Source organism: Streptomyces sp. Wb2n-11 (assembly GCF_001049855.1).
Lineage (GTDB): Bacteria > Actinomycetota > Actinomycetes > Streptomycetales > Streptomycetaceae > Streptomyces > Streptomyces altiplanensis.
Map to the genome: position 1 here is coordinate 3273758 of NZ_CVPB01000001.1, position 14260 is coordinate 3288017.

The 14260-nt window shown below is 71.1% G+C and carries 16 protein-coding genes; 7 read left to right on the plus strand and 9 right to left on the minus strand.

Going from position 1 to position 14260, the window contains the following annotated elements:
- Nucleotides 1-153 precede the first annotated feature (153 nt).
- The 4 genes from nhaA (at nucleotide 154) to BN1555_RS40355 (ending at nucleotide 3418) form a co-directional block, all read left to right on the plus strand.
- The gene (gene nhaA, locus BN1555_RS14815) at nucleotides 154-1611 is read left to right on the plus strand and encodes a Na+/H+ antiporter NhaA (RefSeq protein WP_255306040.1); all 1458 of its coding nucleotides are present in this window, start codon (nucleotides 154-156) and stop codon (nucleotides 1609-1611) included.
- Between the two features lie 49 nt (nucleotides 1612-1660).
- Nucleotides 1661-2137, plus strand: coding sequence for a phage holin family protein (locus BN1555_RS14820; RefSeq protein ID WP_093799823.1), 477 nt, complete (start codon nucleotides 1661-1663; stop codon nucleotides 2135-2137).
- Complete coding sequence (locus BN1555_RS14825) at nucleotides 2134-3108, plus strand: alpha/beta fold hydrolase (RefSeq protein ID WP_255306041.1); 975 nt, start codon at nucleotides 2134-2136, stop codon at nucleotides 3106-3108. Before BN1555_RS14820 ends, BN1555_RS14825 begins: the two co-directional genes overlap by 4 nt.
- A 115-nt stretch (nucleotides 3109-3223) precedes the next feature.
- Complete coding sequence (locus BN1555_RS40355; RefSeq protein WP_093799825.1) at nucleotides 3224-3418, plus strand: hypothetical protein; 195 nt, start codon at nucleotides 3224-3226, stop codon at nucleotides 3416-3418.
- A gap of 56 nt (nucleotides 3419-3474) precedes the next feature.
- On the opposite strand, the gene BN1555_RS14835 is transcribed toward BN1555_RS40355, so the two are convergent.
- From BN1555_RS14835 to nth, 4 genes are all read right to left on the minus strand, one after another.
- Nucleotides 3475-4845: a 6-phospho-beta-glucosidase gene (locus BN1555_RS14835; RefSeq protein ID WP_176710040.1), complete on the minus strand. Its 1371-nt coding sequence runs from the start codon at nucleotides 4843-4845 to the stop codon at nucleotides 3475-3477.
- 45 nt (nucleotides 4846-4890) lie between these two features.
- Entirely contained in the window at nucleotides 4891-6096 is a 1206-nt protein-coding gene (locus tag BN1555_RS14840) for a MarP family serine protease (RefSeq protein ID WP_093799826.1), read from the minus strand.
- A 12-nt stretch (nucleotides 6097-6108) separates the two neighbouring features.
- A complete protein-coding gene (locus BN1555_RS14845; protein WP_093799827.1) occupies nucleotides 6109-6840 on the minus strand; it encodes an NUDIX hydrolase in 732 nt (243 codons plus the stop codon).
- Nucleotides 6841-6904: 64 nt separating this feature from the next.
- Nucleotides 6905-7654: an endonuclease III gene (nth, locus tag BN1555_RS14850; RefSeq protein ID WP_255306415.1), complete on the minus strand. Its 750-nt coding sequence runs from the start codon at nucleotides 7652-7654 to the stop codon at nucleotides 6905-6907.
- A gap of 357 nt (nucleotides 7655-8011) precedes the next feature.
- On the opposite strand from nth, the gene BN1555_RS14855 reads away from it, so the two are divergent.
- Nucleotides 8012-8686 carry a Crp/Fnr family transcriptional regulator gene (locus BN1555_RS14855; protein ID WP_014046869.1) on the plus strand — a complete coding sequence of 225 codons (675 nt, stop codon included), beginning with the start codon at nucleotides 8012-8014 and terminating at the stop codon, nucleotides 8684-8686.
- A 287-nt stretch (nucleotides 8687-8973) separates the two neighbouring features.
- On the opposite strand, the gene BN1555_RS14860 is transcribed toward BN1555_RS14855, so the two are convergent.
- From BN1555_RS14860 to BN1555_RS14875, 4 genes are all read right to left on the minus strand, one after another.
- Nucleotides 8974-9804: an MBL fold metallo-hydrolase gene (locus BN1555_RS14860; protein ID WP_093799829.1), complete on the minus strand. Its 831-nt coding sequence runs from the start codon at nucleotides 9802-9804 to the stop codon at nucleotides 8974-8976.
- Entirely contained in the window at nucleotides 9801-10700 is a 900-nt protein-coding gene (locus tag BN1555_RS14865; protein ID WP_093799830.1) for an NUDIX hydrolase, read from the minus strand. Before BN1555_RS14865 ends, BN1555_RS14860 begins: the two co-directional genes overlap by 4 nt.
- A 127-nt stretch (nucleotides 10701-10827) precedes the next feature.
- On the minus strand, nucleotides 10828-11298 hold the full coding sequence (locus tag BN1555_RS14870; RefSeq protein ID WP_093799831.1) for a RidA family protein: 471 nt from the start codon (nucleotides 11296-11298) through the stop codon (nucleotides 10828-10830).
- Entirely contained in the window at nucleotides 11295-11456 is a 162-nt protein-coding gene (locus BN1555_RS14875) for a Sp36 family protein (protein WP_019355547.1), read from the minus strand. The genes BN1555_RS14870 and BN1555_RS14875 overlap by 4 nt, the downstream gene beginning before the upstream one ends.
- A 71-nt stretch (nucleotides 11457-11527) precedes the next feature.
- Between BN1555_RS14875 and BN1555_RS14880 the strand changes: the two genes are divergently transcribed.
- Nucleotides 11528-12517, plus strand: a complete 990-nt coding sequence (locus tag BN1555_RS14880) for an ATPase BagA (RefSeq protein WP_093799832.1) — start codon at nucleotides 11528-11530, stop codon at nucleotides 12515-12517.
- Entirely contained in the window at nucleotides 12514-13860 is a 1347-nt protein-coding gene (locus BN1555_RS14885) for an ATPase BagB (protein ID WP_176710041.1), read from the plus strand. Before BN1555_RS14880 ends, BN1555_RS14885 begins: the two co-directional genes overlap by 4 nt.
- Here the strand turns inward: BN1555_RS14885 and BN1555_RS14890 are convergent.
- Entirely contained in the window at nucleotides 13857-14198 is a 342-nt protein-coding gene (locus BN1555_RS14890; RefSeq protein ID WP_176710042.1) for a WhiB family transcriptional regulator, read from the minus strand. The two genes, BN1555_RS14885 and BN1555_RS14890, sit on opposite strands and share 4 nt — an antisense overlap.
- Nucleotides 14199-14260 lie beyond the last annotated feature (62 nt).

Sequence of the window (14260 nt, forward strand, 5' to 3'; positions counted from 1 at the left end):
GCACCCGGCTCCCCGAGCCGGGTGCCCGCTCTGCCCGTAAAGTGATGATCACCGGATTTCGTCCTTGCACGCCCCCGGTAGAGTGGGTGCCCGCGTCAGGAACGCGTCAATAGTCCACAGGTGTGCCGGGAAGTCTGGTCGGCAATGTGCTCCATGCTGCCCACCGACCGGAGGTTTTCACCCGTGGCCGCACCTGCTTCGACCACCCCGCCCACCCCGTCCGGCCCGCCCGGCCCGCGCAAGTTCCTCGGACGGCTCTCACTTCCCGAACGTACGTTCGTGACGGATGCCCTGCGGACCGAGACCGTGGGCGGCGTACTGCTCCTCGTAGCCGCGATAGCCGCGCTGATATGGGCGAACACCGGGCTCAGCGACAGCTACGCGTCGATACGCAACTTCCACTTGGGGCCCGCCTCGCTCGGCCTCGACCTCTCCGTCCAGCACTGGGCGGCCGACGGCCTGCTCGCCGTCTTCTTCTTCGTCGCGGGCATCGAGCTGAAGCGCGAACTGGTCGCCGGTGAGCTGCGCGATCCCAAGGCCGCCGCGCTGCCCGTCGTAGCCGCCCTCAGCGGCATGGTGATGCCGGCCCTGGTGTACGTCCTGGTCAACGTCCTCGGGGACGGGTCCCTGGGCGGCTGGGCCGTCCCGACCGCCACCGACATCGCCTTCGCGCTCGCCGTCCTCGCGGTGATCGGCACCTCGCTGCCGTCCGCGCTGCGCGCCTTCCTGCTCACCCTGGCCGTCGTCGACGACCTGTTCGCGATCCTGATCATCGCGGTCTTCTTCACCAGCGACCTCGACTTCCTCGCGCTCGGCGGCGCGGTCGTGGGTCTCGCCGTGTTCTGGCTGCTGCTGCGGGGCCGTGTGCGCGGCTGGTACATCTACGTACCGCTCGCCCTGGCCATCTGGGCCCTGATGTACAACAGCGGCGTACACGCCACCATCGCCGGTGTCGCAATGGGCCTGATGCTGCGCTGCAGCCGGAACGAGAACGAGGCACACTCCCCGGGCGAGCGCATCGAGCACCTCGTGCGTCCCCTTTCGGCGGGGATCGCCGTGCCGCTGTTCGCCCTCTTCTCCGCCGGTGTCTCCATCTCCGGCGAGGCGGCCGGCGACGTGTTCACCCGGCCCGAGACCCTCGGCGTCGTCCTCGGCCTGGTGGTCGGCAAGGCCGTCGGCATCTTCGGCGGCACCTGGCTGGCGGCCCGCTTCACCAAGGCCGAACTCAACGACGACCTGGTCTGGCCCGACGTCTTCGCCGTCGCCTCGCTGGCCGGCATCGGCTTCACCGTCTCGCTGCTCATCGGCGAACTCGCCTTCACCGGGAACGCCGCGCTGACCGACCAGGTCAAGGCCTCCGTGCTCATCGGGTCGCTGATCGCCGCCGTGATCTCCGGGATCCTGCTCAAGCTTCGGGTACGCAAGTACCGCGCGATGGTCGAGGACGAGGAGCGCGACGACGACCACGACGGCATCCCGGACATCTACGAGCTCGACCAGCCCGAGTACCACCTGCGGATGGCCGCGATCTACGAGGAGAAGGCCGCGGCCCACCGCAAGCTCGCGGAACTCGCGGGGGCATCCGGCAGCAAGGGCGACGGTCCGGCATGATCTGACATCAGATCCACCGAAACAGCAGACGTAGAAGAGGGAGAGAGCGATGAGTGACCCCGCCCGCACCACTGACAGCGTCCGCACCGCTGACACCGTCGACCGCAGCCTCGGCCAGTTGGTCGCCTCGGCGACCGCCGAGATGTCCGCGCTCGTGCACGACGAGATCGCGCTGGCCAAGGCCGAGCTGAGGCAGGACGTCAAGCGCGTCGGTATCGGCGGCAGCGCCATCGGTGTCGCGGGGGTGTTCGCGCTCTTCTCCCTGCCGGTGCTGAGCTTCGCCGCGGCGTACGGCATCCACAACCTGGGGTTGGGTCTCGCCTGGTCCTTCCTGATCGTCGGCGGCGCGTTCCTGCTGCTGGCGGGTCTGCTGGCGCTGATCGCCGTGTCGAAGTTCAAGAAGGTCAAGCCGCCGGAGAAGAGCATCGCCTCGGCCAAGCAGACGGCGGCCGTGCTCCAGGGCGCCAAGCCTCATCCCCGCCAGGTCGGTGACAAGGCAGTGGCTGTGGCACGCTCGTCCACATGACGGCCCCTGATTCCGACTCCGGCGCTCCCGCGCCCGCACCTGCGCCCGTGCCCGCACCGACACCCTCTTCTGTCGTACGTCCCGACGGGCCGTGGACCCACCGCGAGGTCGCGGCCAACGGCGCGCGCTTCCACATCGCGGAGGCAGGGGACGGCCCGCTGGTGCTGCTGCTGCACGGCTTTCCGCAGTTCTGGTGGACGTGGCGGCACCAGCTGACCGCGCTCGCCGAGGCCGGGTTCCGGGCCGTCGCGATGGACCTGCGGGGCGTGGGCGGCAGCGACCGTACGCCGCGGGGTTACGACCCGGCGAACCTCGCGCTCGACATCACCGGCGTGGTGCGTTCGCTCGGCGAGCCGGACGCGGCGCTCGTCGGACACGACCTCGGCGGGTACCTGGCGTGGACGGCGGCCGTGATGCGGCCCAAGATGGTGCGCCGGCTCGTGGTCTCCTCGATGCCGCACCCGCGCCGCTGGCGCTCGGCGATGCTCTCCGACGTGTCCCAGACGCGGGCCGGATCGTACATCTGGGGATTCCAGCGCCCGTGGCTGCCCGAGCGTCAGCTGGTCGCGGACGACGCGGCGTTGGTGGGGCGGCTGATCCGCGACTGGTCGGGTCCGCGGCTGCCGGACGACGAGGACGTCGACGTGTACCGGCGGGCGATGTCGATCCCGTCGACGGCGCACTGCTCGATCGAGCCGTACCGATGGATGGTGCGGTCGATGGCACGACCGGACGGCATCCAGTTCAACCGGCGCATGAAGCGGCCGGTGCAGGTGCCGACGCTGCATCTGCACGGCTCGCTCGACCCGGTGATGCGCACGCGCAGCGCGGCGGGTTCCGGCGAATACGTCGAAGCCCCGTACCGGTGGCGGCTGTTCGACGGGCTGGGGCACTTCCCGCACGAGGAGGACCCGGCGGCTTTCTCGACCGAGCTGGTCAACTGGCTGAAGGATCCCGAGCCGGACCGCTGACCGACCACCCAGCCACCGGAACGCTTGTCCTACGAACAGCCAATTGCCTGACGCATAGGCCAATTGGCTGCCCCCGGCGCGATTACGGACCATGGGGTACGGGCACACGTCGGGTATGGGCTGGACGCACGACTACGGTGACGCAGCACGCAATCGCCGCTCGGCCACCGCGCTGAGCACCCAGGAAAGGGGCGGTCCGCAGGACCAGAGCCACGGCCACGGCCCGCCTTCCCGCACGATCGGGATTCCCCGCATTCTCCGCCGACGGGCCCGCTGGGTCTCGGCGCGGTTGCGTCATCCCCGCGACTGACGCGACGTACGCGACAAGAACAACCGGCACACCTGACGCGGCCGAAACCGCTGGAGCTACCGCGCCCCGGACTTGAGATAGGCGAGTCCGGGGTGCGCGCTCCGGTAGCCGTCGAGCAGTCTTCGTGCCACTGTGACCGAGTCGACGAGCGGATGCAGGGCGAACGCCTTCACCGCCGCTCGCGCCGACCCGCTCTCCCCCGCCTGGAGTACACACCGCTCCACCGCCTTGACCGCCGCCACCAGGCCCGCCTCGTGGCCGGTCAGCGGTGACACGGCGAGGGGGTGGGCGCCGGCCGCGTCGACCCGGCACGGGACTTCGACGACGGCCGCGTCGTCGAGCAGCGGCAGCGTGCCCCGGTTGCGGACGTTGAGGATGAGCGTGGCGCGTTCGTCGCGGGCGATGGCCCGCATCAGCGCGAGCGCGACGTATTCGTACCCGCCGGACTCCAGGTCGTCGGCGGCGCGCTCGCCCGCGCCCGCCGCCTCCCGGTTCTCCGCCATGTACGTGGCTTCGCGCTCGGCGCGGGTACGGTCCCACGCGGCCAGGGCGCCCGACGCCGACGTGCGGTCCGCCATGCCGTCGTAGAAGCGTGCCTGCTGGTCGCGCAGGAACGCGCCGCGGGTCTGCTTCGCCTCACGGTAGGCGGTGACCGTCTCGCGGTTGAAGTAGTAGTAGTGCAGGTATTCGTTCGGGACGGAGCCGAGCGAGCGCAGCCACTCGGCTCCGAAGAGCCTGCCCTCCTCGAAGGAGGTCAGGACGCGCTCGTCGTCGAAGAGGGCCGGGAGCAGGTTTCGGCCGGGCTCGTCGTCGGCGTACACCCCGTGCAGCCAGCCGAGGTGGTTGAGGCCGGTGTAGTCGAGCCGCACCCGCGCCGGGTCGGCGACGCCGAGCGCGTGGGCGACGCGGCGCCCGAGGCCCACGGGCGAGTCGCAGATGCCGATGACGCGCTCGCCGAGGTGGCGGGACATGGCCTCGGTGACGAGGCCGGCGGGGTTGGTGAAGTTGATGACCCACGCGTCGGGGGCGAGCCGCGCCACGCGCCGCGCGATGTCGACGGCCACCGGGACCGTACGCAGTCCGTAGGCGATGCCGCCCGCGCCGACCGTCTCCTGGCCCAGGACGCCCTCGGCGAGGGCGACACTCTCGTCGGCGGCCCTGCCCTCCAGGCCGCCGACCCGGATGGCGGAGAAGACGAAGTCGGCGCCGCGCAGGGCGTCGTCGAGGTCGGTGGTGACGGATACGGCCGGCGCGTCCGGGACGCCGGCGGCCTGGTCGGCCAGGACGTGGGCGACGGCGCTCAGGCGGGCGCGGTCCAGGTCGTGGAGGGTGACGTGGGTGACGCGGCCCTCGGCGCGGTCGCGCAGGAGCGCTCCGTACACGAGGGGGACGCGGAAGCCGCCGCCGCCGAGGATCGTCAGACGCATGTGAGGGTGAACCGGCCTCTCGGAATCGTCAGCGTGTCGGAGTCGTCAGAGCGCGCATTCCTGACTGTCGACCTGCTGGTTGGCGGCGCTGCCGAGGCGGATGTCCTCGCGGACCTCGTCGGCCGTCAGGGCGTACCCCGTGTCGGCGTCGTCGAGGGACTTGGCGAAGACGACGCCGTAGACCTTGCCGTCGGGCGTCAGCAGCGGGCCGCCCGAGTTGCCCTGGCGGACGGTCGCGAAGAGCGAGTAGACGTCGCGCCGGACCGTGCCGTGGTGGTAGATGTCCGGGCCGTCGGCGTTGATTCGGCCGCGGACGCGGGCGGATCGGACGTCGTAGGAGCCGTTCTCCGGGAAGCCCGCGACGATCGCGCTGTCGCCGCTGCGCGCGTCGTCGTCGGGGCCCATGAACTCCAGCGCCGGGGCGTCGAGGTTCGGAACGTCCAGTACGGCGATGTCGCGCTCCCAGTCGTAGAGCACCACCGTGGCGTCGTACCGGCGGCCTTCTCCGCCTATCTGCACGGTCGGCTCGTCGACGCCCCCCACGACGTGAGCGTTCGTCATGACGCGGCGGTCGTCGAAGACGAAACCGGTGCCCTCGAGGACCTTGCCGCAACTCGGGGCCGTACCGACGACCTTGACGATGGACTTCTTCGCGCGGGCGGCGACGGGGCTTCCCGCGAGCGCCGGGTCCGGGGCCTCGACCTCGGTGATGGGCTCGTTGGAGAAGGGGCTGAAGACCTGGGGGAAGCCGTTCTGCGCGAGGACCGACCTGAAGTCCGTGAACCACATGTTCGCCTGGTCGGGCATCACGCGCGAGACGCCGAGGAGCACCTTGGAGTTGCGGACCTCCTTGCCCAGCGTGGGCAGCGAGGTCTGCGCGAGCATGGAGCCGATCAGCCAGGCGACCAGGAGCATCGCGACGACGTTGACCAGCGCGCCGCCCGAGGCGTCCAGGACGCGCGCGGGCGACCAGGTGATGTATCTGCGGAGTTTGTTGCCGAGGTGGGTGGTGAAGGCCTGGCCCACCGAGGCGAAGACGATCACGATGACGACCGCGACGACGGCGGCCGTCGAGCTGACTTCCGATCCGTCGGTCAGCTGGTCCCACGCGAGGGGCAGCAGGTAGACCGCGACGAGACCACCGCCGAGGAAGCCGATCACCGACAGAATGCCGACGACGAATCCCTGTCGGTACCCGACGATCGCGAACCACACCGCCGCGACCAGCAACAAGATGTCCAGGACGTTCACATGGCCACCCTGTCACGCGTGCCAGTCGAGCGGGACCTGCCGGGAGCGGTCCCAGGGACGCTCCCAGCCCGCGTAGTGCAGGATCTTGTCGATCACACCCGCGGTGAAACCCCAGACCAGCGCCGGCCCGACCAGGAACGCCGGACCGCTGTGGCCGCGCGGGTGCACACTCGTCACGCGGTTGGCCGGATCCGTGAGATCCGCCACGGAGACCGTGAACACGCTCGCGGTCTCGGCGGGATCGACGACCCCGACCGGGCTCGGCTCGCGCCACCAGCCGAGGACGGGCGTCACGACGAAGTCGCTGACGGGGATGTAGAGGCGGGGCAGTACGCCGAAGACCTGGACGCCCGAGGGGTCGAGTCCGGTTTCCTCTTCGGCCTCGCGGAGCGCGGCGCGCAACGGGCCTGCCGATTTCGGATCGCCGTCGGCGGGGTCGAGGGCGCCGCCGGGGAAGCTCAGCTGTCCCGCGTGCGAGCGCAGGCTGCCCGCCCGCTCCATGAGCAGCAGCTCGGGGCCCTTCTCGCCCTCGCCGAAGAGGATCAGCACGGCCGACTGGCGCCCGGCGCCGCTCTCGGGCGGCAGGAAGCGGCTGAGCTGCTCGGGGCGCACGGACCGGGCGGCCTCGGCCACCGGATCGAGCCATCCGGGCAGCCCGGTGCTCGTCACGGCGATCTCGGGCAGGCCGCCCGCCTCCACCGTCCCGGCCGCTCCGCTGTCGTACGTCTCGCTCCTACGCGCCATGGGCACCCCCGTCGTCACAACGCCCGAAGCGGGCCTGTTCGTTCCACGCCATCCCGTACACCCGTCACCCGGCGGTCCCCAGCGGGGGCGCCGGCTCTCCCGGGAAGCCCGGCGGGGGCTTCAGCCGCTGCCCCGGGTGGCCGCCCATCTCGTACTTGAGGAGCTTCTTCGCCTTCTCCGGGTCCGTCTCGCCCTCGCCGTAGGACGGGCACAGGTGCGCGATCGGGCAGGCGCCGCAGGCCGGCTTGCGGGAGTGGCAGACACGGCGGCCGTGGAAGATGATCCGGTGCGAGAGCATCGTCCACTCGCGCTTCGGGAAGATCGCGGCGATGTCCGCCTCGACCTTCTCCGGGTCCTCGTGCTCAGTCCATTTCCAGCGGCGCACAAGCCGTCCGAAGTGGGTGTCGACCGTGATCCCCGGGACGCCGAACGCGTTGCCCAGCACGACGTTGGCGGTCTTGCGGCCGACGCCGGGCAGCGTGACCAGGTCCTCCAGACGGCCGGGGACCTCGCTGCCGAAGTTGTCCCGCAGGGCCGTGGACAGGCCGAGCAGGGAACGGGCCTTGGCGCGGAAGAAACCCGTCGGCCGGATGATCCGCTCCAGCTCCTCGGGGGCCGCGGCCGCCATGGCCTCGGGCGTCGGGTACGTGGCGAAGAGGGCCGGGGTGGTCTGGTTGACCCGCAGGTCGGTGGTCTGGGCGGAGAGGACCGTGGCGACCAGCAGCTCGAACGGGTTCTCGAAGTCCAGCTCGGGATGGGCGTACGGATAGACCTCGGCCAACTCGCGGTTGATCCGGCGGGCGCGGCGGACCATGGCCAGGCGCGACTCCGACCCGGCGACCTTCACAGGCTTCACAGCTTTGGGCGTTTTATCCTCTTTTTTGGCTTTTCTGGGCTGGGTCGGCACTTGTTCGCCCACAGCAGAATTATGGGCTTCGGTCACCTGTTCGGCCCCCTTGGCCTGCACTCTCACCGGCGATTTGGACACCCGGCCAGCCTAAAGCCCGGCACTGACATCCGCCCCGGTCACAGCCAATTGCCAACCCAATCGGCCCCCTGCCGCACGGTCAGGCACGCCGGTACGTCAAACTTGTGATTGATCGCACTAGTTTTACCGTCCGGCATCATGGTGATCACGGTTTCTGTGAGCAGGTCGACAAGGAGAGAACTCGTGGACGACGTTCTGCGGCGCGCCCCGCTCTTCGCGGCGCTCGATGACGAGCAGGCCGCGGAGCTCCGCGCCTCGATGAGTGAGGTGACGCTCGCTCGCGGCGACGCCCTCTTTCACGAGGGCGACCCCGGCGACCGCCTGTACGTGGTGACCGAGGGCAAGGTGAAGCTGCACCGCACCTCCCCCGACGGCCGCGAGAACATGCTGGCCGTCCTCGGTCCCGGTGAGCTGATCGGTGAGCTGTCGCTCTTCGACCCGGGCCCGCGCACCGCCACCGCGACCGCCCTGACGGAGGTCAAGCTGCTCGGCCTCGGCCACGGCGACCTCCAGCCCTGGCTGAACGCCCGCCCGGAGGTGGCCACGGCGCTCCTGCGCGCCGTGGCCCGCCGGCTGCGCAAGACCAACGACCAGATGTCGGACCTGGTCTTCTCCGACGTGCCGGGCCGTGTCGCCCGTGCGCTCCTCGACCTGTCGCGCCGCTTCGGCGTGCAGTCGGAGGAGGGCATCCACGTCGTGCACGACCTGACGCAGGAGGAGCTGGCCCAGCTGGTCGGTGCGTCCCGCGAGACGGTCAACAAGGCCCTCGCCGACTTCGCGGGCCGCGGCTGGCTGCGCCTGGAGGCGCGGGCCGTGATCCTGCTGGACGTGGAGCGCCTGGCGAAGCGCTCGCGCTAGTACGAGTTGGTACGACTGCCGGAAGGGCCACCCCGCCAAGGGGTGGCCCTTCCGCGTTTCCGGCCCGGGTGTCAGCGGCAGCGGCAGCGGCCACTCTGTGCACACGGCCGGTGACGGGCGAGGGGGCGGCGACGAGCGTCAGGGGCGGCGTGCCGCGGCGCGTGAGGCCTCCGCGTACGGCGAGACCGTCGCCCTCCGCCCGGAGGACGGGCCGGCCGTCCCCGTCCCACCGATCGGTTCAAGCGCGAGGAGGCCCGACCGGGCCGCCGGGCCCGGACAGCTCCGTACTAGATCAGGCCGTGCTCCCGCAGGTACTCCAGCTGCGCCCGCACCGAGAGCTCGGCCGCCGGCCACAGTGACCGGTCCACGTCCGCGTACACGCGGGCGACGACCTCGGACGCGCTGACGTACCCGTCCTCGACGGCCGTCTCGACCTGCGCGAGCCGGTTCGCGCGGTGGGCCAGGTAGTACTCGACCACGCCCTGCGCGTCTTCCAGGACGGGCCCGTGCCCGGGCAGCACGACCTGCACCCCGTCGTCGACCGCCAGCGAACGCAGCCGCCGCAGCGAGTCGAGGTAGTCGCCGAGCCGCCCGTCCGGGTGCGCCACGACCGTCGTGCCGCGCCCGAGGACGGTGTCGCCCGTCAACACGGCCCGGTCGGCGGGCAGGTGGAAGCAGAGCGAGTCGGCGGTGTGCCCCGGCGTCGCCACCACGCGCATCTCCAGCCCCCCGGTGGTGACGACGTTCCCCGCCGAAAGCCCCTCGTCCCCGAGCCGCAGGGCCGGGTCCAGGGCCCGTACGGGCGTACGCGTCAGCTCGGCGAAGCGCGCAGCGCCCTCCGCGTGGTCGGGGTGCCCGTGGGTGAGGAGGGTCAGCGCGACCCGCTTGCCCGCCTCCTCCGCGGTGGCGATCACCGCCCGCAGGTGTACCTCGTCGAGCGGCCCCGGGTCGACGACGACCGCCAGGCCGGAGCCGGGCTCGGAGACGATCCAGGTGTTGGTGCCGTCGAGGGTCATCGCGGAGGCGTTCGGGGCCAGGACGTTGACGGCGCGTGCGGTGGCGGGCCCGGAGAGCACGCCGCCGCGGGGCTGTCCGGGAAGCGCTGCCGCGTCGGTCATGCGGTGCCTCCTGCGCTCTCGGTACGGTCGCTGCTCCCCGTGGTGTTCCCGACGCGCTTCGTGAACTCCTCGTGGCCCGGCCAGCTCAGCACCAGCTCGTCACCCTCCAGGCGGGCCCGCGCGAGCACCGGCGCCAGGTCCTGGTCCGCCGCGCCCGCGAGGGCCTCGGCAGCCGTGGCGTACGGCTGGAGCGTACGCAGCGTCGAGATCGTCGGCGGCATCATCAGCAGCTCGCCCCTGTCGTAACCCGCGGCCGCCTCCGCCGGGCTGATCCACACCGTGCGGTCCGCCTCCGTCGAGGCGTTGCGGGTCCGCTGGCCGGCCGGCAGCGCGGCGACGAAGAACCAGGTGTCGTACCGCTTCGGCTCGAACTCGGGGGTGATCCAGCGCGCCCACGCGCCCAGCAGGTCCGAGCGCAGCAGCAGGGACCTCTGCCGGAGGAAGTCCGCGAAGGACAGTTCCCGGGCGACCAGCGCCCGGCGGTCCGCCTCCCAGTCGTCGCCCGTGGTGTCGCCGACCACGGTGCCGGCCGTCGGGCCCGCGAGCAGCACTCCGGCCTCCTCGTACGTCTCGCGCACCGCCGCGCACACGATGGCCTGCGCCGACGCCGGGTCCACGCCCAGGCGCACGGCCCAGTCGTCCAGCGACGGGCCCGCCCAGCCCACGTGGTGGTCGTCGTCGCGCGGGTCCACTCCGCCGCCCGGATACGCGTACGCGCCTCCGGCGAAGGCCATGGAGGCGCGTCTGCGCAGCATGTGCACGACGGGGCCGCCCGCCATGTCCCGCAGCAGCATGACGGTGGCGGCCCGCTTGGGGGACGCGACGGTGAGCTCACCGCCGGCGAGGGCGCGGATCCGGTCCGGCCACTCGGGCGGGTACCACTGACCATTGGACATGGCCGGAGGCTATCCGCTCCCGGTTGGATGTTCGAGAGGACCGGGGCCCGGAGGCGGAAGACCGGGGTCCGGAGACGGGACCCCGGCCGTCGGGCAGACGTGAGAGCCCTCGGGCGGAGGCGGCCGCTCAGGCGGAAGCGAGCTCGACCTGGATCTCGATCTCGACCGGCGCGTCGAGCGGCAGTACCGCCACGCCCACCGCGCTGCGCGCGTGCACGCCCTTGTCGCCGAGCACCGCGCCCAGCAGCTCGCTCGCGCCGTTGATCACGGCCGGCTGGCCGGTGAAGTCCGCGGCGGAGGCGACGAAGCCGACGACCTTCACGACACGCGCGATACGGTCCAGGTCGCCGGTGACCGACTTGACGGCGGCCAGGGCGTTCAGCGCGCACGTACGCGCCAGGTTCTTGGCCTCCTCCGGGGTGACCTCCGCGCCGACCTTGCCGGTGCACGGAAGCTTGCCCTCCACCATCGGGAGCTGGCCCGAGGTGAAGACGTACACACCCGACTGCACGGCCGGCTGGTACGCGGCGATCGGCGGAACGACCTCCGGAAGCGTCAGGCCGAGCTCGGAGAGCTTCGCCTCGACCACACCGGTCATGCCTGCTTCTCCCGCTTCAGGTAGGCCACCAGCTGCTCGGGGTTGTTCGGCCCGGGCACGACCTGGACGAGCTCCCAGCCGTCCTCGCCCCAGGTGTCCAGAATCTGCTTGGTCGCGTGCACGAGAAGGGGCACGGTCGAGTATTCCCACTTGGTCATACGGCGACTGTAGTCGCTGCCACAGGCAGCCTCCTGCGTAGGCCGGGTCCCGACTGGTTAGGCTCCAGGACGTGAGCAGGCTCCAGGTCGTCAGCGGCAAAGGCGGTACCGGAAAGACCACGGTGGCCGCGGCACTCGCGCTCGCCCTCGCGACGGAGGGCAAACGCGCCCTCCTCGTGGAGGTCGAGGGCAGGCAGGGGATCGCGCAGCTCTTCGAGACGGAAGCGCTTCCGTACGAGGAGCGAAAGATCGCTGTCGCACCGGGCGGCGGGGAGGTGTACGCCCTCGCGATAGACGCCGAACGCGCGCTTCTCGACTACCTCCAGATGTTCTACAAACTCGGAGGAGCCGGCCGGGCGCTCAAGAAGCTCGGCGCGATCGACTTCGCGACCACCATCGCGCCGGGTCTCAGAGACGTGCTGCTGACCGGCAAGGCGTGCGAGGCGGTCCGCCGCCGGGACAAGCAGAACCGTTACGCGTACGACTACGTCGTGATGGACGCGCCGCCCACCGGCCGCATCACGCGCTTCCTCAACGTGAACGACGAGGTGGCGGGGCTGGCCAAGTTCGGCCCGATACACAACCAGGCCCAAGCCGTCATGCGCGTGCTCAAGTCGCCGGAGACCGCGGTCCACCTGGTGACGCTGCTCGAGGAGATGCCGGTCCAGGAGACCGCCGACGGCATCGCCGAACTGCGCGCCGCCGAGCTGCCCGTCGGCAACGTCATCGTGAACATGGTCCGGCCCCACCACCTCGACGAGGACGCGCTGCGCACCGCGTCCGGTGAGCGGCGCTCCGATGTCGCCAAGGCGCTCTCCCAGGCCGGACTGGGCGGCGCGCGCCGCGGCGGTCTCGCCGAGCGCCTCGTCGACCCGCTCCTCGAACAGGCCGCGGAGCACGCGCAACGCGTCGAGCTGGAGCGCGAGCAGCGCGCCGTACTGGCCCGGCTGGACCTGACGGCGTACGAACTGCCGCTGCTCGGCGAGGGCATGGACCTCGCCGGGCTCTACCGGCTGGCGAAGGAACTGCGGACCCGTACCGCCCTTGGGGGAACTGCATGACCGCGAACGTGACGGATACGAGGGACACGACGGACGCGATGGACACGGCGCCCGCGCTGGACATCGACCCGCTGCTCGACGACCCGGCCACCCGCATCATCGTGTGCTGCGGCTCGGGCGGCGTCGGCAAGACGACGACCGCGGCGGCCCTGGGGGTACGGGCGGCCGAACGCGGCCGGAAGGTCGTCGTCCTCACCATCGACCCGGCCCGCAGGCTCGCCCAGTCCATGGGCATCGACGCCCTGGACAACACCCCGCGCCGGGTGAAGGGCATAGACGAGTCGGCCGGCGGCGAGCTCTCCGCGATGATGCTCGACATGAAGCGGACCTTCGACGAGATCGTCGAGGCGCACGCGGACGCCGAGCGGGCCCGCGCGATCCTGGAGAACCCCTTCTACCAGTCCCTGTCGGCCGGTTTCGCCGGCACGCAGGAGTACATGGCGATGGAGAAGCTGGGCCAGCTGCGGGCGCGCGACGAGTGGGACCTGATCGTCGTCGACACCCCGCCGAGCCGGTCCGCCCTCGACTTCCTCGACGCGCCGAAGCGGCTCGGGTCGTTCCTGGACGGCAAGTTCATCCGGGTGCTGATGGCGCCCGCGAAGGTGGGCGGCCGGGCCGGGATGAAGTTCCTCAACATCGGCATGTCGATGATGACGGGCACCCTCAGCAAGCTGATGGGCGGCCAGCTGCTGAGCGACGTACAGACCTTCGTGGCCGCCATGGACACCATGTTCGGCGGCTTCCGCACGCGTGCGGACGCGACGTACCGGCTGCTCCAGGCGCCCGGTACGGCGTTCCTGGTGGTCGCCGTACCGGAGCGGGACGCCCTGCGCGAGGCCGCGTACTTCGTCGAGCGGCTGGCGGCGGAGGAGATGCCGTTCGCCGGACTCGTACTCAACCGGGTTCACGGCAGCGGCGCTTCCCGGCTCTCGGCCGAGCGGGCGCTCGCCGCCGCAGAAAATCTTGACGAGGGCCGCATTGTGGATCAGGAGGCCGGGAAGGCTGGTGTTCGTGACTCCTCGGCCATCTCTCCCGATGCGGAAGTCGATGACGAAACCCACGCCGAAATCTCGCCGGACCACCAGGGCCACGGCCGCGGCGACACCCACACCGTGGAGCAGTTGACGGCGGGTCTGCTGCGCCTGCATGCCGAGCGCATGCAGGTCCTCGCGCGTGAACAGCGCACGCGCGACCGCTTCACCGCACTCCACCCCGAGGTGGCGGTGACCGAAGTGGCCGCCCTCCCGGGTGACGTACACGACCTGGCGGGACTCCGGGCCATCGCTGACCGGCTCGCCGCCGGTAAGGCCGTCGAGCCTGGTGGGTCCGTCCGTCCGGACTAACCCACAGCCGCGTACTCGATGTACGCCCCGGTTTCGTCGTCCTCGGCCAGAATGCCCGTGCTGCGCTCGTACTCAGTGCGGGCGGTCTCAAGGAGCCGGCGCCAGGAAGTGACGGTGGGGCGCCTGCGCAGAAGTGCGCGCCGCTCCCGTTCCGTCATGCCGCCCCACACGCCGAACTCGACGCGGTTGTCCAGCGCGTCGGCCAGGCACTCGGTCCGCACCGGACATCCGGTGCACACCGCCTTGGCCCTGTTCTGTGCTGCTCCTTGTACGAACAGTTCATCCGGATCGGTAGTGCGGCAGGCTGCCTGCGCACTCCAGTCGGTTACCCAGCCCATACCGGCGCCGTCCTCTCCCGAATCGAGGCTCCCCCACGGCGACAGCGGCATATTCACCGCTG

Coding starts and splice junctions, on each gene's coding strand:
- BN1555_RS14860 (WP_093799829.1), bottom strand. CDS start 9,804: ATGACCGACGCGGCAGCGCTTCCCGGACAGCCCCGCGGCGGCGTGCTC.
- BN1555_RS14870 (WP_093799831.1), bottom strand. CDS start 11,298: ATGACCGGTGTGGTCGAGGCGAAGCTCTCCGAGCTCGGCCTGACGCTT.
- BN1555_RS14890 (WP_176710042.1), bottom strand. CDS start 14,198: ATGGGCTGGGTAACCGACTGGAGTGCGCAGGCAGCCTGCCGCACTACC.
- BN1555_RS14875 (WP_019355547.1), bottom strand. CDS start 11,456: ATGACCAAGTGGGAATACTCGACCGTGCCCCTTCTCGTGCACGCGACC.
- BN1555_RS40355 (WP_093799825.1), top strand. CDS start 3,224: ATGGGCTGGACGCACGACTACGGTGACGCAGCACGCAATCGCCGCTCG.
- BN1555_RS14835 (WP_176710040.1), bottom strand. CDS start 4,845: ATGCGTCTGACGATCCTCGGCGGCGGCGGCTTCCGCGTCCCCCTCGTG.
- BN1555_RS14825 (WP_255306041.1), top strand. CDS start 2,134: ATGACGGCCCCTGATTCCGACTCCGGCGCTCCCGCGCCCGCACCTGCG.
- BN1555_RS14820 (WP_093799823.1), top strand. CDS start 1,661: ATGAGTGACCCCGCCCGCACCACTGACAGCGTCCGCACCGCTGACACC.
- nhaA (WP_255306040.1), top strand. CDS start 154: ATGCTGCCCACCGACCGGAGGTTTTCACCCGTGGCCGCACCTGCTTCG.
- BN1555_RS14845 (WP_093799827.1), bottom strand. CDS start 6,840: ATGGCGCGTAGGAGCGAGACGTACGACAGCGGAGCGGCCGGGACGGTG.
- nth (WP_255306415.1), bottom strand. CDS start 7,654: ATGGTCCGCCGCGCCCGCCGGATCAACCGCGAGTTGGCCGAGGTCTAT.
- BN1555_RS14865 (WP_093799830.1), bottom strand. CDS start 10,700: ATGTCCAATGGTCAGTGGTACCCGCCCGAGTGGCCGGACCGGATCCGC.
- BN1555_RS14885 (WP_176710041.1), top strand. CDS start 12,514: ATGACCGCGAACGTGACGGATACGAGGGACACGACGGACGCGATGGAC.